Origin of the sequence: Methylobacterium tarhaniae, assembly GCF_001043955.1 — a bacterium.
GTDB lineage: Bacteria > Pseudomonadota > Alphaproteobacteria > Rhizobiales > Beijerinckiaceae > Methylobacterium > Methylobacterium tarhaniae.
In genome coordinates, this window is the sequence record NZ_LABZ01000078.1 from 39,899 (window position 1) to 58,746 (window position 18,848).

The 18,848-nt window shown below is 69.9% G+C and carries 19 protein-coding genes and 1 tRNA gene; 10 read left to right on the forward strand and 10 right to left on the reverse strand.

What is annotated here, in order from left to right:
• Positions 1 to 10 precede the first annotated feature (10 nt).
• Positions 11 to 736, reverse strand: coding sequence for a CBS domain-containing protein (locus tag VQ03_RS12170; protein ID WP_048451141.1), 726 nt, complete (start codon positions 734 to 736; stop codon positions 11 to 13).
• A gap of 167 nt (positions 737 to 903) precedes the next feature.
• Here VQ03_RS12170 and VQ03_RS12175 point away from each other — a divergent pair, with 167 nt between their 5' ends.
• Positions 904 to 2,841, forward strand: coding sequence for a heavy metal translocating P-type ATPase (locus tag VQ03_RS12175; protein WP_048451142.1), 1,938 nt, complete (start codon positions 904 to 906; stop codon positions 2,839 to 2,841).
• A gap of 141 nt (positions 2,842 to 2,982) precedes the next feature.
• Here VQ03_RS12175 and VQ03_RS12180 read toward each other — a convergent pair whose 3' ends face one another.
• The 3 genes from VQ03_RS12180 to VQ03_RS33740 form a co-directional block, all read right to left on the reverse strand.
• The gene (locus tag VQ03_RS12180; RefSeq protein WP_048451143.1) at positions 2,983 to 3,192 is read right to left on the reverse strand and encodes a hypothetical protein; all 210 of its coding nucleotides are present in this window, start codon (positions 3,190 to 3,192) and stop codon (positions 2,983 to 2,985) included.
• A gap of 15 nt (positions 3,193 to 3,207) precedes the next feature.
• Entirely contained in the window at positions 3,208 to 4,068 is an 861-nt protein-coding gene (locus VQ03_RS12185; protein ID WP_048451144.1) for a universal stress protein, read from the reverse strand.
• Positions 4,069 to 4,529: 461 nt separating this feature from the next.
• On the reverse strand, positions 4,530 to 5,258 hold the full coding sequence (locus VQ03_RS33740; protein WP_167376082.1) for a TylF/MycF/NovP-related O-methyltransferase: 729 nt from the start codon (positions 5,256 to 5,258) through the stop codon (positions 4,530 to 4,532).
• Between the two features lie 508 nt (positions 5,259 to 5,766).
• Between VQ03_RS33740 and VQ03_RS12190 the strand changes: the two genes are divergently transcribed.
• The 5 genes from VQ03_RS12190 to VQ03_RS12210 all read left to right on the forward strand — a co-directional run bounded on the left by VQ03_RS12190 (position 5,767) and on the right by VQ03_RS12210 (position 10,394).
• Positions 5,767 to 7,329 (forward strand): PAS domain S-box protein, encoded by a 1,563-nt coding sequence (locus VQ03_RS12190; RefSeq protein WP_208605501.1) that lies wholly within the window; start codon positions 5,767 to 5,769, stop codon positions 7,327 to 7,329.
• Positions 7,319 to 7,927, forward strand: a complete 609-nt coding sequence (fixJ, locus tag VQ03_RS12195) for a response regulator FixJ (protein ID WP_048451145.1) — start codon at positions 7,319 to 7,321, stop codon at positions 7,925 to 7,927. The genes VQ03_RS12190 and fixJ overlap by 11 nt, the downstream gene beginning before the upstream one ends.
• Positions 7,928 to 8,010: 83 nt before the next feature.
• Positions 8,011 to 8,397 (forward strand): response regulator transcription factor, encoded by a 387-nt coding sequence (locus VQ03_RS12200; protein ID WP_048451146.1) that lies wholly within the window; start codon positions 8,011 to 8,013, stop codon positions 8,395 to 8,397.
• 221 nt (positions 8,398 to 8,618) lie between these two features.
• Positions 8,619 to 9,473, forward strand: a complete 855-nt coding sequence (locus VQ03_RS12205; RefSeq protein ID WP_157064081.1) for a Crp/Fnr family transcriptional regulator — start codon at positions 8,619 to 8,621, stop codon at positions 9,471 to 9,473.
• Positions 9,474 to 9,701: 228 nt separating this feature from the next.
• Positions 9,702 to 10,394, forward strand: coding sequence for a helix-turn-helix domain-containing protein (locus VQ03_RS12210; RefSeq protein WP_083467956.1), 693 nt, complete (start codon positions 9,702 to 9,704; stop codon positions 10,392 to 10,394).
• Positions 10,395 to 10,545: 151 nt separating this feature from the next.
• On the opposite strand, the gene VQ03_RS12215 is transcribed toward VQ03_RS12210, so the two are convergent.
• Positions 10,546 to 10,622 (reverse strand) — tRNA-Arg (locus tag VQ03_RS12215).
• Between the two features lie 974 nt (positions 10,623 to 11,596).
• Here VQ03_RS12215 and VQ03_RS33015 point away from each other — a divergent pair.
• Together VQ03_RS33015 and VQ03_RS12225 are read left to right on the forward strand one after the other, a co-directional pair.
• Complete coding sequence (locus VQ03_RS33015; RefSeq protein ID WP_245292058.1) at positions 11,597 to 11,752, forward strand: hypothetical protein; 156 nt, start codon at positions 11,597 to 11,599, stop codon at positions 11,750 to 11,752.
• 168 nt (positions 11,753 to 11,920) lie between these two features.
• Positions 11,921 to 12,136, forward strand: coding sequence for a hypothetical protein (locus VQ03_RS12225; protein ID WP_048451201.1), 216 nt, complete (start codon positions 11,921 to 11,923; stop codon positions 12,134 to 12,136).
• A gap of 586 nt (positions 12,137 to 12,722) precedes the next feature.
• Here the strand turns inward: VQ03_RS12225 and VQ03_RS12230 are convergent.
• The 5 genes from VQ03_RS12230 to VQ03_RS12250 all read right to left on the reverse strand — a co-directional run bounded on the left by VQ03_RS12230 (position 12,723) and on the right by VQ03_RS12250 (position 16,769).
• Positions 12,723 to 13,049, reverse strand: a complete 327-nt coding sequence (locus VQ03_RS12230; RefSeq protein WP_048451149.1) for a c-type cytochrome — start codon at positions 13,047 to 13,049, stop codon at positions 12,723 to 12,725.
• Positions 13,049 to 13,864 (reverse strand): universal stress protein, encoded by an 816-nt coding sequence (locus tag VQ03_RS12235; RefSeq protein ID WP_048451150.1) that lies wholly within the window; start codon positions 13,862 to 13,864, stop codon positions 13,049 to 13,051. Before VQ03_RS12235 ends, VQ03_RS12230 begins: the two co-directional genes overlap by 1 nt.
• Before the next feature lie 431 nt (positions 13,865 to 14,295).
• Positions 14,296 to 15,057, reverse strand: coding sequence for a 4-hydroxy-2-oxoheptanedioate aldolase (gene hpaI, locus VQ03_RS12240; RefSeq protein WP_048451151.1), 762 nt, complete (start codon positions 15,055 to 15,057; stop codon positions 14,296 to 14,298).
• A 7-nt stretch (positions 15,058 to 15,064) separates the two neighbouring features.
• A complete protein-coding gene (hpaH, locus tag VQ03_RS12245) occupies positions 15,065 to 15,847 on the reverse strand; it encodes a 2-oxo-hept-4-ene-1,7-dioate hydratase (RefSeq protein ID WP_048451152.1) in 783 nt (260 codons plus the stop codon).
• 28 nt (positions 15,848 to 15,875) lie between these two features.
• Positions 15,876 to 16,769 carry a dioxygenase family protein gene (locus VQ03_RS12250; protein WP_048451153.1) on the reverse strand — a complete coding sequence of 298 codons (894 nt, stop codon included), beginning with the start codon at positions 16,767 to 16,769 and terminating at the stop codon, positions 15,876 to 15,878.
• A gap of 479 nt (positions 16,770 to 17,248) precedes the next feature.
• Between VQ03_RS12250 and VQ03_RS12255 the strand changes: the two genes are divergently transcribed.
• Positions 17,249 to 17,941, forward strand: coding sequence for a GntR family transcriptional regulator (locus VQ03_RS12255; RefSeq protein WP_048451154.1), 693 nt, complete (start codon positions 17,249 to 17,251; stop codon positions 17,939 to 17,941).
• Positions 17,942 to 17,976: 35 nt separating this feature from the next.
• Positions 17,977 to 18,786: a sugar phosphate isomerase/epimerase family protein gene (locus VQ03_RS12260; RefSeq protein WP_048451155.1), complete on the forward strand. Its 810-nt coding sequence runs from the start codon at positions 17,977 to 17,979 to the stop codon at positions 18,784 to 18,786.
• The last annotated feature ends 62 nt before the right edge of the window (positions 18,787 to 18,848 follow it).

Sequence of the window (18,848 nt, forward strand, 5' to 3'; positions counted from 1 at the left end):
CGCCGGCGGCTCAGAGCATGACCGGGTCGGCGCCCCAGCAGGCGACGAAGGTGTGGTCGCGCACGGCGACGGCGCCCGGGATGCCCTCCGCCGCGGTCACCAACGCCCGGGCCTCGGCCTCGTTCGTCACCGGGCCCCAGAGATGCACGACGCCGTCGAGCACCGTGACGTTGCCCTCGGCCTTGTCGGTCCAGGGCTGGCGGGCGAGCTCGGCCAGCAGCATGTCGCGGATGCGCCGGTCGGTGAGGGCCCGGTCCGTGGTCGGGGCGGGGCAGGCCGGGACCAGGGTCGCCAGCGCCCGCACGAGGTCGCCGCGGGTCACGATCCCGACGAGTCGTTCGCTCCCGTCGGGCCTCGCCTCGACGATCGGCACACGGCGGATGTGCCGGCGCTCCATCAGCTCGACGATCTCGGGCAGGGGCACGTCCGGGCCGGCGGTGACGACGGAGCGCGCCATCACGTCCCGCGCCAGCTGGCCGTGGGCGGACCGGTAGGCGTTCGCCAGCGCCTCGATCGACGCGAAGGCGTCGAGCCAGCGGTTGCGCCGCCGCTCGGTGCCGAGCTCCTCGCGGTGGAGCAGGTCGGCCTCGCTCACGATCCCGACGAGGGCGCCGGTCCCGTCCGTGACCGGCACGGCGCCGAACCGCTTCTCGACCAGCAGCCGGGCGATCGCGCCCAGCGGTGTCTCGGGCGTCACCGTGACGACGTCGCGGTGCATGATGTCGCGTGCCAGCATGGCAGCCCTCCCTTCGGCCATGCGGGGATCCTGCGCCCGAAGGTGGGGCCCGACATTGATCCTGCTCAAGGACCGGCAGCCCTTGCCGCGCTTGATTCGGCGCAAGGGCCCGGCGGCCGTCTTCGGCGCGTGCCTGGAAAGACGGAGGGAGGGAGGCGCGGACGGCCATGGAGGGGGCACCTGCGGAGAGAGCGGCGGTCGGGACCGCCCCGGCCGGCCGGACGCCGGCCCTGCGCGGCGGGTTCGTGGTGCTGCCGCTCCTGGGGCTGGGCGCCGGTCTCGTGGCCCAGGCGCTCGGGCAGGTCGGCGTCGCGACCCTGGCCTGGAATCTCGCCACCCTGGCGGTCCTCGCCATCCTGCTGGTCCAGGTGGCGACGAGCCTGGCGCGGGGCGATGTCGGCCTCGATCTCGTCGCCCTGCTGTCGATGGGGGGGGCGCTCGCCCTGTCGCAGCCGCTGGCCGGCGCCGTCATCGCCCTCATGTATGCCGGCGGGCAGGCGCTGGAGGCCATTGCCGCCGGGCGGGCGAGCCGGGCGATGACCGCCCTGATCGCGCGCCAGCCGCGCACCGCCCTTCGCGAAGAGCAGACCGGCGACGACGCAACCGGCGCCGAGGGGCCTCGGGTGCGCGAGGTTCCCCTGGCGGATCTCGCCCCGGGCGACCGGATCCTGGTGCGCGCCGGCGACGTCCTGCCGGTCGACGGGCGCGTCGCAGCGGGCCGCGCCGTCCTCGACCTGTCGAGCCTCACCGGCGAGTCGCTGCCTGCCGCCTTCCCGGTGAACGCCGCCGTGCTCAGCGGCAGCCTCAATGTCGGCCAGGCCTTCACGCTCCTGGCCGACCGGCGGGCGGAGGAGAGCACCTATGCGGGCATCGTGCGCCTCGTCGCGGCGGCGCGGGCCGCCAAGGCGCCGATGGCGCGGCTCGCCGACCGCTACGGGCTCGTCTTCCTCCTCGTCACGCTTCTCCTCGCCGGCGGGGCCTGGGCGGCCACGGGCGATGCCCTGCGGGCGCTCGCCGTGCTGGTGGTGGCGACACCCTGCCCGCTGATCCTGGCGGTGCCGGTCGCCCTGGTCTCCGGCCTGTCGCGGGCGGCGCGGCGCGGCGTCCTGGTCAAGGGCGGGGGTGCCCTGGAGGCCCTGGCCGAGGCGGAGATCCTGGTGGTCGACAAGACCGGCACCCTGACCCAGGGCCGGGCGCGCCTGAGGGCGGTCGCGGCGCTGACGCCTTTCGGGGAGGCCGAGGCCCTGCGGCTGGCGGCCTCCCTCGATCAGGCCTCCGCCCACCCGATCGCCCGGGCCCTGGTCGAGGAGGCGAGGTCCCGGAGCTTGAGCCTCGCCTCGCCGTCCGAGGTGACCGAGGTGCCCGGCGACGGCGTGATCGGGCTGGTGGAGGGACGGCGCGTGAGCGCGGGCGGGCCGCGCCTGATGCGCGCGCAAGGGATCGCCTTTCCGTCCGCGGGCCCGGATGCCGACGGGGAGCTGGCGTCTGCCACGGTCCTGGTGGCGATCGACGGCCGGCCGGCGGCGATCCTGTCCTTCGCCGATCCGCTGCGCCGCGACGGCGCCGCCATCCTGGCCGCCTTGCGGGCGTGCGGCCTCGCGCGGATCGTGCTCGCGACGGGGGACCGGCGCAACGTCGCGGAGGCGCTCGCCGGGGGGCTCCCCATCGACGCGATCGCGGCCGACCTCGACCCGGCGGACAAGACGAAGGTCGTCGTGGCGGAGCGGCTGCGCGGGCCGGTGATGATGGTCGGCGACGGGATCAACGACGCGCCGGCGCTCGCGGCGGCGGATCTCGGCGTCGCCCTCGGCGCCCGGGGCGCCGCCGCGGCGGCGGAAGCGGCCGACGTGGTCCTGCTCGTCGACAGCCTGGCGCCGTTGCCGGAGGCCATCCGCATCGCCAGGACCGCCCGTGCCATCGCGCTCCAGAGCGTGTTCGTCGGCCTCGGGCTCTCGCTCGCCGGGATGGTTGCGGCGGCTCTCGGAGCGCTCACGCCGGTGCAGGGCGCGCTGCTGCAGGAAGCCATCGACGTCGCGGTCATCCTCAACGCGATGCGGGCCCTCCGGGGGCCGCGCACCGATCGCGAATCGGGCGCGCGAGCATGAACGGCTTGCCCCTGCCATGTCTCGGAGCCTGTTCGACGGGCATCCACGGAATCGATACTCTCGATGGCATTCCGAGGCCGTAAAGCGCAGCCCTGAGCAGCGAGGAGGATGTCGAGACCGTCTCGCAAGCCGAGCCGGCTCTCATTCGACGAAGGTCCAGCCGGATTTCAGGGCGCGCAGATCATCGACGTCGAACGGCTCGAGGTCGTCCGCCGTGACCGGTGGGATCGGGATCTCGTCCTCGGGATGCGACCGCTTCGGTGCGACGGCGGGCCTGAGCGTCGTCCGGATGGCCTTTCGCCTGCGCGCCGTCCGGACCGAGGCCGTGCGGGTCGGTTGCTTCCGGATCATGATGGGCCTCCCTGCTCAATGCGCGAGGAACAGCGGGACCGGCGCGTCCATCAGGAGCGAGCGGGTCACCCCGCCGAAGACGAGCTCCCGGGTGCGCGAATGCCGATAGGCCCCCATCGCGATCAGGTCGGCCCGCACCCGGACGGCGTGCTTCCGCAACGTGTCGGCGATGCTGCCGGCCTGCGGCAGGTCGCTGACCGTGACGGCGACGCCGTGCCGCGCGAGATGGCGGGCGAATTCGGCCCCCGGCACCGTCGTGAGCAGGTCGTCCGCGTCACCGACCGAGACGATCTCGACCGTCTCTGCGGCGCGCAGGAGCGGCATGGCCTCGTTGGCGGCGCGAACCGCCTGGAGGCCGCCGTCCCAGGCCACGAGGATCCGCCGTCCGGCGAAGGCCGGGTGCGTGCGCGGCACGGCGAGGACCGGCCGGCCGCTCGCCATCAGCGCCGCTTCGACCGTCTCGCGCGACAGGACCTCGCTGCGGGGATCGAGGTCGAGGACCGTCAGGTCGTGCAGGCGCGCCTCGGCCGCCAGCCGGTGGACCACCTCGGGATAGGGCAGGCACGGCGTCTCCCAGGTGCAGACGAGGCCGGCCTGCGCCGCCGCGCCGGCCGCATTCTCGGCGAAGGCGCGGGCCAGGGCGTCGAGGCGGCGATCGACGATCCCGATGCCCGGATCGCCGGTGCCCTGGAGCCAGGCATCGGTTCCGACGAGGCACCACGAGGACGACAGGATCGTCACGTGAGCGCCGGCCGCCTCCGCCAGCGAGAGCCCGTACCCGACGGCTGGGGAGAGCCGATCGCGCTCGTCCTCCACGATGGTCCCGATGAAGAGATCGCGGAAGGTCGCGAGCGGGGAGGGGGCCTGCATCGACATCGATCGTCTCCAGATGGATCGTCTCCGGGCTGGGCGCGACACCATGGTTCGCCCCGAGCGGACGCGCCGGCCTTGATCCAGCGCAAGCCCTCCTGGGCCGCTCGGCACGCGGATCTCCGGCGGCCCGGCCGAGTGAGTGTCTGACTGCCGGGCTTTGCTGCGCGGCCCCGGGCCGACATGGCGGGTGTCAACTGAGAGTCAGTCAAACAGGCTCTGATATTCTCCGTCGCTCCATGGGCGCTTCCGAAAACGGCCTGCCCGGATAGGCTTGGCCCTGCCGATCGATCGGCAGGCGGCCGGGTTCCATCCTGATGCCCTGGCGGCGATACGCGGCACGTTCTGGCGCGAGCGGCCGTTGGCGGCATCGCGCCGCCAATGAGCCCGAACGAAACCTCCATTCGTCTGACCCGCGCCCTGGGCTCATGCCCTCGGCGAAGCCGTACGGATGGCAAAAGTCGAGGTCAGGCCATTTTGATGGCTATGCCTGCACCGGATGGCGTCTCGAACCGCACGACGTCGTTTCTTTCAGAGAAAAACTCGTCGATTGCCTTGCGCGCTCCTGGAAAGAACAGCGTTCCGTTATCGTCCAACAACATCACTCCACGCGGAGACAACCGAGGCCAAAAGAACTTGAGGGTATCAATGGTTGGCTGATACAAATCCACGTCGACATGAACGTAGCGAAAGGTTTTTTCTGCTACGCCAGGAAAGCAATCTGGGATCCATCCTCGATGATATTGGACGAAGTCAAACCGCGCAAGATTGCGGCGCACCTGGTCCTCCGGGCATGCAAGGGTGTTACCTGCCACGATCTTCTTGGATTTAAATTCAGTAGCATCATGTTCATTTGGAGATGAAAGACCCTCAAAGGAATCAAAGATATGAAAATCGCAAGAAATACCTTCTGCAATCATTGCGGAGCAGGTGATGTAGGCTGAAAGGCCTCTGTAGCAGCCGACTTCCGCGACATATCCTGGGACATTGCGAACCTGACGGATCGCCTGAGGGATCAGGTAGTGACGCTGGCGACGCATCGCCCGGTCGTTCATCTCCGTCGCCGTTTGCGCCTCGTCATAGAGACTGTGGAAGGCCGCGTCCGTGTCATAGCCCACCTGCGGGCGCTGCGGATCGTAGGACGGCCAGGGTTGGAACGTCGGAGATGGAAACGGGAGAGATGTCTTGTTACTCAAGGGAAGCGCTCGTGCCATCGGGATCCGAATCGAGAATCCTATACGGAATGTGCGTCCAGGGCGACGGGACGCGAGCGCGTTGCCTCGCTTCGGCTTGACCACGAGACACGCTCTTTCCGAGGGGAGATGCCTGAGGTCACGTCCACCGCGCCTCGTCGGCCGCTTCCCGGCCCCTGAGAGCCGCACCCCGGACAACACGGCGCCGATGCCGGTGACGGCCTCCTCATCAGCGTGCGCGATCCCCTCCTGACATTCCGGCCTCCCCCGCGCGGCCTCGGAATGGGGTCGTGGATGTCGGCAACGGTGAAGCCGATCGCGCAGCGCCCGAGGCTTGCAGGAGCCTGACCGCATCGACGGAGCGCCCGCGCACCCGCGACACCGCGAGTGGGTGGAAGGCCAGGATGGAGTAGTGCTAACAAATGATAACAACGGGCGGACCCCGCGAAGCGACAATGCGCGATGGACCGACATGGGAGCCCTGCTCCCCGACTGCGCGATGACCGACCCGATGACCTCAACGCCCGTGACTGCAGGAGGCACCGACCTTTTCGGCACCGACGAGCTCCATCACACGCTGGACGAGGTCGGCGTGTGCATCTGGTCGCTGGATCTGTCGACGCACCGGATCACCGTGTCCTCGGCCTGCGCGCGCCTCTTCGGCGTCCCCTCCGGGCGGCTGACGTCCTTCTCCGCGACGCAGGGCCTGGTTCATCCCGACGATCGCGGCGCCCGGGCGGAGGCCATCGCGCGCGCGCTGCGGGAGGGCGGCGCCTACGAGATCGACTATCGCGTCGTGCGGCCGGACGGCGAGACGTGCTGGCTGCGCTCGCGCGGGCGCGTCCTGCTCGGCGCGGACGGCCGGCCCGGCCGGCACCACGGCATCGTCGTCAGCATCGACGGGCAGAAGCGGGTCGAGGAGGACCTGCGCGCCCGCGAGGCGCATCTGCGCTCGATCCTCGATACCGTGCCGGACGCGATGGTGGTCATCGACGAGGACGGCCTGATCCATTCCTTCAGCGCCGCCGCCGAGCGCCTGTTCGGCTACGCGGCCAGCGAGGCGATCGGTCAGAACGTCCGGATCCTGATGCCGGAGCCGATGCGGGCCGAGCATGACGACTACCTCGCCCGCTATCGCCGCACGGGGGAGCGCCGCATCATCGGCACCACCCGGGTGGTGACGGGGCGCCGGCGCGACGGCTCGACCTTCCCGATGGAACTCGCCATCGGGGAGATGCGCTCGGGCAGGCAGGTCTTCTTCACCGGCTTCATCAACGACCTCACCGAGTACCAGCGGATTCAGGCCCGGCTGCAGGAACTCCAGTCGGAACTCGTCCACGTCTCGCGCCTGAGCGCGATGGGCGAGATGGCCTCCACGCTGGCCCACGAGCTCAACCAGCCGCTCGGCGCCATCGCCAACTACACCAAGGGCTGCCGCCGCCTCCTGGCGCAACCCGACCCCGCCACCCTCGCCACGGCGGTGGACGTCCTCGACAAGGTCGCCGAGCAGTCGCTGCGGGCCGGCCAGATCATCCGCCGGCTGCGGGATTTCGTGGCGCGGGGCGAGACCGAGCGACGCCTCGAGCCGGTCGTGCGGCTGATCGAGGATGCCTGCGCGCTCGCCATGGTCGGCGCCCGCGAGCAGGGCATCGCCCTGCACCTCGCGTTCGACCGCCGGGTCGGCTCGGTCCTCGCCGACCGGGTGCAGATCCAGCAGGTCCTGGTCAACCTGATCCGCAATGGCCGCGAGGCCATGGCGCAGAGCCCGCGCCGCGAACTCGGCATCGCCGCGCGGCTCCTCGCCCCCGACAGGGTCGAGATCGCCGTCTCGGATACGGGACCCGGCATCGCCGAGGACGTGGCCGGGCGCCTGTTCCAGCCCTTCGTCACCACCAAGCCGAGCGGCATGGGCGTCGGCCTCTCGATCTGCCGCACCATCAGCGAGGCGCATGGGGGGCGGCTGGAGGTCGAGCGCAACGAGGCCGGCGGCGCCACCTTCCGGCTGACCCTGCCGGCGACGCAGGACGAGGAGCCGGGCCAAGGAGCGGGCCAAGGAGTAGGTCATGGGGCCTGAGCTGGTGCACGTGGTGGACGACGACCCCGCCATGCGGGACTCGCTCGCCTTCCTGCTCGAGACCGCCGGCTTCGCCGTGCGACTCTACGAGAGCGGGACCGACCTGCTGGAGCGTCGAGCGATGGTGGTCTCGGGCTGCGTCCTGACCGACATCCGCATGCCCGGCATCGACGGCCTCGACCTCATCCGCCGCCTGCGCGAGGCCGGGGTGACCCTGCCCATCGTGGTGATGACCGGCCACGGCGACGTTCCGCTCGCCGTGGAGGCGATGAAACGAGGCGCTTGCGACTTCATCGAGAAGCCGTTCGACGACGAAGTGCTCCTGCGGGCCCTGCGCAGCGCCCTGTCGCAGGGCCGCACGGCCCTGGCGGCCGACCCTGGCGTGCAGGATTTCCGGCGGCGGGTCGAGACGCTCAGCGAGCGCGAGCGTCAGGTCCTGGACCGCCTGGTTGCCGGCGCGACCAGCAAGGAGATCGGCCGCGACCTCGACATCAGCCCGCGCACCGTGGAGATCTACCGGGCCAAGCTGATGGCCAAGACCCAGGCGGCCACCCTCCAGGACCTGGTGCGCCGGGCGGTCCTGGCCGGCCTGGCCTGACCCGCTTGAGGCAGGTCAAGGCGGGCGGCGGGCGGGCCGCCGAGGATCCTCGCCTCCGCGCCTCAAACCACACGGCCTGTCCCATGGTGAGCGCCTCCCCCATCTACGTCGTCGACGACGATCCGGCGGTCCTGCACTCGACCCGCTTCCTGTTCGAGAGCGAGGGGCACCGCGTCGAGACCTTCGCCAGCGGGCCCGAACTCCTCTCGGCCTTCCCCGGGCCCTGTCCCCTCTGCGTGCTGCTCGACCATGTCATGCCGGGGATGGACGGGCTCGAGGTCTGCCGGCGCCTGCGGGACGTCGACGCCCGCATTCCCGTCATCCTGATCACCGGCCATCCGAATCCGCGCATCCGCATCCGGGCGCGAGAGGCCGGCGTGCCGGTCATCGACAAGCCGCTCGCGTTCGAGGCCCTCGCCGGCCTCCTCGCGGCCGGCCGCCTTGCACCGGAGGCCGCGGATGGGCGGTGACGCCGAGCAATCGTGACGGCTTTCCCCTCGGACGCCCCCTGGCGGCCACGGCCCGCCTGTCCCGTTCCGGCCGGAGGCGGAGCCTGACGCGGAGCGCCCGGTGTGTGGATCCGGCGCAAGCGGCTCGGAGCGTCGCGCCGGCAAGGCCAGCGCGGGAAGGCAGATTTTCCGCTTCGGACTATGCAGACTATCTCCGGACAGGGCAGGCCGAGTTGAAGGATTTGACCCAGATCAACGCAGAGACAGGGTCAGACATGAATCCTCTCGGTGTCACGTCGGGACAGGGCATGCCACACCACCTCATCCGCAAGCTCGATCGGAGCGCCGGCCTCTCTGCGAACGACAAGGACGCGCTGACGCGGCTCGTTCGCGAGACCGCATGGTTCAACACCGATCAGGACTTGATCGACGAGGGGGACACGCTCCGGCAGGTCAGCGTGATCCTGAACGGATGGGCTTGCTGCTACAAGCAGCTCGCGGATGGGCGCCGGCAGATCATCGCCTACTTGCTTCCTGGCGACGTGTGCAGCACGCCCCTCGTCTTTCCGAACCTCGTCGATTACTCGGTGCGGGCCTTGACGCCCGTCCGCACCGCCCGGATCGACGGGCAGGACATGCTGTCGACCATGGAACGCTCCGCTGGCATCGCACGCGCATTCTGGCTCGACACGCTCGCCACCGCGGCCATCCAGCGGGAATGGACCGCGAATGTCGGCTTGCGCACGGCACGGGAGCGCATCGCCCACCTGTTCTGTGAGATCGTCACCCGCCTGCATGCGGTCGGACTCGCCGACCAGGACAGCTGCACCCTGCCGCTGACGCAGGAGGATCTCGGTGAAGCAGTCGGCCTTTCGGCCGTCCATGTGAACCGGACCTTGCAGGACTTGCGTGCATCGGGCCTGATCACGTTGAAGCGCCAGCAGCTCACCATCCCCGATTTCGCCGCCCTGCGCAGCGTCGCCCATTTCGACGACAGCTACTTGTGCCGCCGCGCGGGGCCGGTCTTCGACGCCAACCGGGTGCCGGCCTCGCAACGCCTGGACGTCGAGAGGGTCGGTCCTCGGATGCTGGCTTGATCGGTCTCGGTCGACGTCATCTCTCGCCCCGTGGATGGCGGCAGCCGATCCCGATGCATGTCGTCCAAGTGCGATGACGTCCGGGCGCGACCGCTCTGCCTGCCGCGTCCGGCCGGCCCGCGCCGGCCTACGTAGTTGCCCTTAAGCGCCTCCGCTTAAGCGGCTGCCCGGAATTTCAGCAGGAGCGCGATCGGGACACTCTCGCCCAACCGGATGAGGAGCGCACCGATGCCGCTAGAGAGGGTCCTGTCCCCCGACCCGCACCCGATCGTGAGGCCCCGCCCGCCCGTGGCGCCCAGCGACGGCCCCGGCCTCTTCGCCGGTTGCCCCGAGCTGATCGGCACGCCCGCCACTTACGGCCGCGAGGAGGAGATCTTCGGCGAGGGCGAGGAGGCCGAGCGGGTCTACCGGGTGATGCAGGGTGCGGTCCGCACCCACAAGGTGCTGAGCGACGGCCGGCGCCAGATCACCGGCTTCCACCTGCCCGGCGACCTGTTCGGCTTCGAGCCGGGCGAGACGCACCGGCACACCGCCGAAGCCTTGTCCGGGACCCGGCTCCTGATCTTCAAGCGGCGGCAGGTCGAGCGGATGGCCACCCGTCGCGCGGAGGTCGCCTGCCAACTCTGGGGCCTCGCGACCCGCTCCTTGCGGCACGCCCAGGACCACATGCTGCTGCTCGGACGGCGCTCGGCGCTCGAACGTGTCGCCGCCTTCCTGCTCGATGTGGATCAGCGGCTGGGCGGCACCGGCACCTTCGACCTTCCCATGACCCGGCGCGACATCGCCGACTACCTCGGGCTGACCATCGAGACCGTCTCGCGCACCATCACCCAGCTGGAAGGCGAGGGGGCGCTCCTGCGCACCGGCGGACGGCAGGTGAGCCTGCGCCGCGGGCGGATGCACCGGCTCGTCGAGGTTTGAGCCATCCACCCGGTACGCCGACGGACCAGAGGGGAGGGCGTCCTGACAACGTTCGACGAACGCGGCGTGTCCGGTTGTGAAACCTTCCACGCGTCGACGAGGGCCAGGCCACGAAAAGCCCGCTAAGCCATTGATCGAGCGGGCATTTCAGTGGCGACCCCGGTAGGGCTCGAACCTACGACCTGCCGCTTAGAAGGCGGCTGCTCTATCCAGCTGAGCTACGGAGTCTGACGCCAGTGCCGCCCAAAAGCCACGGGTTCGGCCCGCGGTCAAGCGTTTCCGCCACCACACACTTTCCCCCTTGGAGAGGGTGCGAAAGAGCCAAGCCCATGGGCGTCAAACCGGCTTTCGCCATGGATCCCCGTCTTGAGGGGAGATGGAAACCCTGGTCGTCCGAATACCGTCCGAGTTGCGGACCGGACGATGGCGCGAAACTCGGACGCCCTCCAGCACAGGTGATCCTCCCCTGCCGGCGCATCGTGTCCGCGCTCTCCTTCGTGCTCGCCGTTGCCATGATCCTCGTCGGGCGCTTCGCAAAGGTCCGATGGAGCAGGGCCTTGAACGGTCTTGCAACCTATGATCAACGTACAATATAACAATACGTGATATAGTTTACTCAAGGTGTCTGTGCTGGATATTGGGAGGTCAATGTGCCGCCCGGTCCCCCTTCTGGATGCACTGGATGGCATGAGTTATAGAGGCGTGCTCCTGGACACCGAATGAAAGATGATCCGCCTCGACCGAACTGCCAAGAAACTTCTGTCAGAGCAGGAGAACCCGGCACGGAGCGGAATTACCTCCACGTATTCTCGTGCTGCTGCCTCCCGACGGGGCACAGCCGTCATGACGCGGTGCATCCTTCCGTGCGGCATGGCAGGTGAGAGCTGATTGCGGAGACCCCAATCATTCCTGGATCAGGATGTCTGAGCTTTGGCTCCTCCGTTTGTCGGACAAGCTGATAGAGGTACGGAGGCGCTGACGTCGATATACCCCCTGATGCCGGAATTCGACCGCGCAATGCGGGGACATGCCGCGCAGCCGCAGGCGCGCTCACGGATGTCGGCATCGCCCGGGCCCGTTTGCGCTGGATCAAGGTCGACCATCGCTCGCCGCGCCACCATGGCCGCCGTGTTCAAACACGGGAGACCACGATGATGCCGGTCGTGAATTCGACGGATCTGCTCCATTTGCGCAGGGCGCCGATGCCGAGGGGCGGCGTCCGGCCGCCGGCGGCGCGGCGCAGCGCTGGCACGGTGGAGGACGGCTACCGGTACCGGGCGATCGGAAGCGCCCTGGCCCTCCTCGTCGCCGTCGCCGCCTCTCTCCTGGTGACCGCGCTGCTTCGGGTCGCCCTCTGACGCGCCGCGCGGGACAGCGCGACGAGGCGCCCGGTGCCGCCAAAGGACCTGGCGCCGTTCCGCGAAAAGGGCCGAGCCTTGAGCCGCCCGCGACCTTGCGCTGGATCAAGGTCGCGGCCCCTCGCAGCGCCGATGATCCCGCCTCCGGCGGACGGAGATGGAACCATGCTGCGCGAGTACCTCGTGACCTTCCACAAGGTCGTCTCGGACGATATCGGCCATGACCGCCGCGTCCTCCAGCAACAGGCCGTGGTCTCTGCGCCGTGCCCGGTCACGGCCCTCGCCATGGCCAAGATCCACTTCTGCGAGACCGCCGGCATCGTCGATTGGCGCCTGCGGGCGGACAGTTGCGAGGTCGTGGCCCTGACCGAGCGGGCGGCATGAGGAAGCCGCGATGAGTCAAGAGATGACCTGGAATCAAGAGATGACCCGGCCCGTCACGTGGCAGAAATGGCGTTGGGCCGTGACGACCTACAGGATCGAAGCGCTCGAGAGGATGTATCATACCAGCGGTCGAAAGAAAACGACCGTTGGTTCCGTTCTCGAGTTTTCGTCAAGCCCAAGGTCTCGGACTTCTGTGCCTGGTGTCGAATATTCGGGATGATCCGACGGACTCGTCGATCTCGGGCTTGCCCGAGATCGAATTTGATGCGTCAGCATCTTAGGCTGTTGGTACTACGTCGCGTTCTCGGAGATTCCCCGGGCGGATGACAGACCTGCGCCCTGGCTGGGGCGCTGCGCCGGCGCTCCGTGGCACGCATGCCTTCCTCGATGGGGGCGCCGCCGACGGGCGCCGTGCCGGCCGAAGCCGCGAGAATGGTCTCCGGACCCGGGGCGATGAAGCCGACGCCGATATCGGCGTGCAGGCGCCGGCCGAGGCGCAGGGCGGCGTCGAGCCGGCGGGCCGGGTCGAGACCGGGCGCGGTCGGGACGAGGAGGCAGAGCAGGAACTCGAAAGATCCTCCGGCTCTCAGCGTTCGAGGGACTTGAGATACGCGATGAGGGCCTGGGCCTGATCCGGGTCGAACCGGAACTCGGGCATGCTCGGATGGCCGGTGCGGATGCCCTCGGCCAGGGACTCGGCCAGGTCCTCGACGGGGTAGCGGGTGTGGAGCGTGCGGAACGGCGGCGCGGCGGCCAGGGGGCTGGCGTCCGATCGCCCGACGGCATGGCAGCGGGCGCAATGCGCGCGCGCCAGCGCCCGGCCCTGCTCGACCTGCCGGTCCCAGGCCCGGGCGGGAACGGAGAGGCACAGGAGTGCGACGGCACTCGCCGCGAGGAGGAAGCGGGCGCGCATCAATGGCTCATCAGGCAGCAGAGGCGAGCCGTGCGCAGGATGTCGCGAGTGACCCCGCCGAACACCCATTCCCGCAGGCGTGAGTGGCCGTAGGCCCCCATCACCAGCAGGTCCGCGCCTTCGCGCTCGCAGACGCGCAGCAACTCGTCCGCCACGGACAAGACCGGGTTCGGCAGTAGATGGGCGGTCGCAGTTAGGCCGTGCCCGGACAGGTACTGGGCCGTCGCCTCCGCACCCCCACGATGGGCGTCGGACCCCACGGCCACGACGCAGACCCGCTCGGCGCCGGCCAGGAGCGGCAGGGCGTCGTGGACGGCGCGGCGGGCCTCGCTCGTGTCCTTCCAGGCGACGACCACCCGCTTGGGCACGAGCCGCTCCAGGCCCGGCGGCGCCACGAGGACGGGACGGCCGGCCTCCATCAGCAGGGCGCCGGGTGAGACGCCCATCGGGCCCGGATCACCATCGGCAGGCCCGTGCCGCCCGACGATCACGAGATCGGCGCCGCGGGCCTGCTCGGCCGTCATGGCCAGGGGCAAGGCCAGCTTGCCGTGCCAGGCGCGCTTCGCCACGGATCCGGCCTCGCGCTCGAACAGCGCCTCGGCGGCGGCCAGCCGCTCGCGGGCCCGGTGCTCCTCGGCGTCGGAGAGGCGCTCGGCCGCGATCCCGTCGCCCGCCGGTACGATGACCGGAACCGGGCAGGCGGCGACGCCGACGAGCCGTGCCGCGTGGGCTGCGGCGAGCCCGGCCGCGAGCTGGACGCGGTCGGCGCAGGCAGGCCCGAGATCGACGGACACCAGGATGGATGTAAGCGTCATGACCGTCTCCCCTGCCGGGGCCGGCCGCCCCGTCGGGATCAGTCTCCCGCGCTGCCTCGCCCGGCGCCTTGAGGTGCATCAAGGCAGGCATGGGAGGCCGACATGCGGGGGAGCTGCACGGCAGCGGGCATGGCGGAACGCGGCGCCACGCTCCCGGCGCTTCGCAGACCATCGTGGGACACCGCGAGTCTGCTTAGCTGTCTGGCTGTGAAACCACCTTGGCGTTGACGACAACCTTGAGCGCCCGGTCGAGAGCGGCGGGATCGGCCTTCTTGTGTGTGGTGCGAGCCAGAGCACGGCGGGGGTTGTGCGGGCATCGGGGTGGATCGCATGCATCACCGCGTCGTCCGGGAGGAATCGGGTGAAGGTGGGCGCCGTCGATGAAAGGGGCGATCTCGGTCGGCATGGGGGTCCTGTGACGATGCGGGGCTTCAGCCCGCCTTGAACTGGCGTGCCAGGGCCTCGGTCCCGCGGGCGAGCACGCCGACATCGATGGCCACCGCCGTGAAGGTGGTGCCGAGTTCGATGCAGGTCTTCGCGAAGGCGGTGTCGGGGGTCAGGATGCCGGCCGGCTTCCCCGCTGCGCGGATGCGGCACACGGCCTCCTTCACCGCCGCGACCACTTCGGGATGGCCGGGCTCGCCGACATGGCCGAGGCTCGCCGCCAGGTCCGCCGGTCCGACGAAGACGCCATCCACCCCCTCGACCGCGCAGATCGCCTCGAGCCGGTCGAGCGCGGCTTGGGTCTCGACCTGCACCAGCAGGCAGAGTTCCCCGGCGGCCCGCTTCGCGTAGCCCGGGACCCGCCCGAACCGCGTCGCGCGGGTCAGGCCGGACACCCCGCGCACGCCCTCGGGCGGGTAGCGCGTCGCCGCGACCGCGGCTTGCGCCTCGTGCTCGTCCTGGACATAGGGGATCAGCAGGGTCTGCGCCCCGAGATCGAGGAAACGCTTGATCAGCACCGCATCGTTGGCGGCCGGGCGCACCACCGCCGAGACGTCGTAGGGCGCCACCGCCTGGAGTTGCGGCAGCACGGTCAGCGGATCGCCCGGCGAATGCTCGGTGTCGAACAGGAGCCAGTCGTAGCCCGAGCCGGCCACGGCCTCCGCCGCGTAGGAGCCCGGCAGGCTGCACCACAGGCCGATTTGCTGGCGGCCCTCGCGCAAGGCGCGCTTGAAGCGGTTCTCGATCATCGCGGCCTCAGACGAAGGAGACGCCGATGGCGCCGAGCGGGCCGTAATCGGCCTGGATCACGTCGCCCTTCTTGATGTCGACGGGCCGGGTGAACGAGCCGCCGAGCACGATCTGGCCCTTCTTGAGCCCCGCATCGACCGCCGCGAGCTTGTTGACGAGCCACGCGATGCCGGCGGCCGGGTGGCCCATGATGGCGGCCGAGACGCCGGATTCCTCGATGATGCCGTTCTGCGACAGGGTCGCGCCGATCCAGCGCACGTCGACGTCGAAGGGGCGGATCGTGCGTCCGCCGACCACGATGGCGCCGAAGGCGGCATTGTCGGCGATGGTGTCGACGATCGCCCGCGGCACCTCGGTCCGGTAGTCGATGATCTCAAGGGCCGGGACCACGAACTCGGTCGCCCGCATCACGTCGTAGATGCGGCAGCCCGGCCCCGACAGGTCCTCGCCCATGATGAAGGCGAGTTCCACTTCGAGCCGCGGCTTGATGAACAGGTCGGTCCGGATCTGTGCGCCGTCGTTGAACAGCGCGTCGTCGAGGATGCGGCCGTAATCCGGCTCGGTCATCTTCGAGGCCATCTGCATGGCGCGCGAGGTCAGGCCGATCTTGTGGCCGGCGAGCCGGGCGCCTGCGGCGATCCGGGCCTCGGCCCAGAGATCCTGCACGCGGTAGGCGTCGGCGATCTCCATGCCCGGAAAGGTCTTGGAGAGTTGCGGGCAGGGCACCCGCTCGCGCTCGGCCTTGAGGATGGCCTCGGCGGCCTTGCGGTGATCGTCGTCGCTCAGCACGGTATGTCGCTCCAATAATCCGATGACGTCACTTGATCGGGGGGCGCGGCAGAACGGCCTCGCCGGGCTCCATGACGTAGGTGTAGTCGAGGGAGTACCAGGGTGCCGACACGTCGGCTGCCTCCGGATGCGGCCCGTCACGGCGGACGAAGTCGCCGACGAGCGCCTTGGTCACGCCGAACTGCACGTCGGAGTCGATATGCGGGTCGTTCGCGTCGTAGACCTGCGAGATCAGCACCTTGAAGCCCGGCTTGAAGATCAGGGCGTGCAGGTGGGCCGGCCGCATCGGGTGGCGACCTTGAGCCGCCAGCAGCCGGCCGACAACCCCGTCGGTGGGGATCGGGTAGCCGATCATCATCACCGAGCGGAACCGGAACCGCCCGTCCTCGTCGGTGGTGAACTTGCCGCGCAGGTTCATCTCGGCCTGCTCGGGATCCTGGTTCTCGTAGCGGCCGACCGGCGAGGCGTGCCAGACGTCGACCTCGGCGCCTGCGACCGGCTTGCCCTCGCCGTCGATCACCCGGGCGTTGACGAAGAGCGGGTCGCCGGGCGTGTCGGAGCGCAGAATCGTGCCGCCATTCGCGACCCGCGGCGCGTTGAGGCGCCAGAACGGCCCGAGCAGCGATTGCGAGGTCTCGGTGTTGCCGTGGTCGCCGTTGTTGAGGAGGCAGACGAGGGAGGACACCCCGAGCGAGCCGGCCATCAGCACGAACTCGTTGTGCGTGTCGGAGGCGAGCGCGCCGATCTCGTTGAGGATCGCGGTGGCGTCGCGGAACTCGGCCTCGGTGAGACGCACGTCGCGCACGAAGCCGTGCAGGTGGGTGATGAGCGAGGTCATGATCTCGCGCAGGCGCGGATCGCGGGTCCGTCCCATGACTTCCAGAACGGCGGGCGTCACGTCCTGCTGGCGCTCGATGCGCATGGCTGGGCCTCCCTGAAACCGCGTCCAGCTCCCATATCATCGATTATTCGTCAAGAAGCGATTTTCACGAACGACGTCGATGCAGCTCGCGAAGCGTTACGAGCGGCATCACGGGGTCGATCGTTTGTCCGAGACGGAGGTGGGCGAGCGTCCTCGGGATGGGTCCGACCGTGGCATTCCAGCGTCAAATACTGGTTTGAACGATATTTTTTTCGTTTCTGCGGGCCGCGGCGGAGCCTGGATCAGGGAGTCACATCAGGGGGGCCGCACATCGCCCGGCGATTGCGCACGCGATCTGCACCATCGAGTTTGACAGGAAAAATCGTTTTTTGTATCGATCGTCGACGAAGGGCCGAATCGAAATTTCGCGGGAGAACGCTTTGACCGAGGCGAGGAGCCGACGCGCTGCGGGTGGTCGGGTCGAGGCGAAGCCCGGGCCCGGATCGGCCAAGCCCGTGCCAGCCAAGCCCATCTCAGCCATGCCGGGCCCCGCCCTGGTCGACGACGGCAAGAACACGATGGCGAGCCAGCTCGTCGACCGGCTGCGTGAGGCGATCGTGTCCGGCCAGCTCGAGGCGGGCAGCAAGATCAACCTGGAGCGCGCCCGCGGCAGCTTCGGGGTCTCGCTGAGCCCGTTGCGGGAGGCGCTTGCCCGGCTGATCTCCGACGGGCTCGTGGTGTTCGAGGACAATCGCGGCTACCGCGTCGCACCGGTCTCGCTGTCGAACCTGGAAGAGATCACCCGGCTGCGGGAGGAGTTCGAGGTCCTGGCCCTGCGCCAGGCGATCGCGATCGGCACCGTGGACTGGGAAGGCGACGTGATGCGCGCCCTCCACCGCATGAACCGGATCGAGCGTGATCCGAGCACACCCGACACGCTGGAGCGGTGGGAGGCGTATCACCGCGAGTTCCACCTCACGCTGATCGCCGGCTGCCGCATGCCGCTGCTGCTCAATTTCTGCGGCGTGCTCCTGAGCCTGAACGACCGCTACCGGCGGTCCTTCCTGCGCCGCACGCCCGGCGGCGACCGGAACGTCGCCCAGGAGCATGGCGAGATCGCGCAGGGCGCGGTCGCCCGCGACGCCGATTTCGCCTGTGACCGCCTGCGCGAGCACATCCACCGCACCGGCACCAACCTCCAGCGGCACCTCGCCGACAAGCTCGCGCCTTGAGCGCGAGCCCTCCCTCGATCCTTCGAGCGACCACCATGCACGCCTCTCACGACTGGCCGCTGGGTCTGGCCCACTTCACCTGCATCGGCGTGCCGCCCGTCGACCTCGTCCGGCTCGCAGGCAGGACCGGCTGCGCGTCGGTGGGCCTGCGGCTCTACCCGGCCTTTCCAGGTGCGCCGTTCTACGCGCTGCCGCCCGGCAGCGACGCCTTCCGCGAGATGCGCCGGGCGCTGGCCGACGAGGGGATGCGCGTCTACGACATCGAGTTCGTCACGCTCGGCGAGGATTTCGTGCCGGCCTCGCTCGCCGGCATCCTCGAGGCCGCCGCGGGGCTCGGCGCCCGGCGCCTGAGCGTCTGCGGCGACGACCCCGATCGCCCGCGCCTCGTCGCCCGCTTCGCCGAATTGTGCGACCTCGCGGCCGGGTTCGGCATGGGCGTCGACCTCGAATGCATGGCCTGGCGCCAGGTCGCCAGCCTGCCCGACGCCGTCAGGGTGGTGGAGGCCGCGGGCCGGCCGAATGGCGGCGTCCTCGTCGATGCGCTCCATCTCTCCCGGACCGGAGGATCGCCCGACGACGTGCGCGCCGTGCCGCCCGGCCTCGTCCGCCACGCGCAGCTCTGCGATGCTCCGGCGCAGGTGCCGGGATCGACGGCCGCGATCATCCAGGAAGCCCGGGCGGGGCGCTTATCCCCGGGAGACGGGGCGCTGCCCCTGGCGGCTTTGGTCGCGGCCCTGCCGCCGAGGGCCGTCCTCTCGATCGAGGTGCCGATCACCGGCACCGTCTCGCCCGAGGCCCACATCCAGGCCAATCTGGCGGCGGCACGGCGGCTGCTCGCCGACTAAATGGAAGCTGGCTCTACGGGCTTGATTTCGCACGCAAATCCGAGGCGCTCGATCTGTCGGGA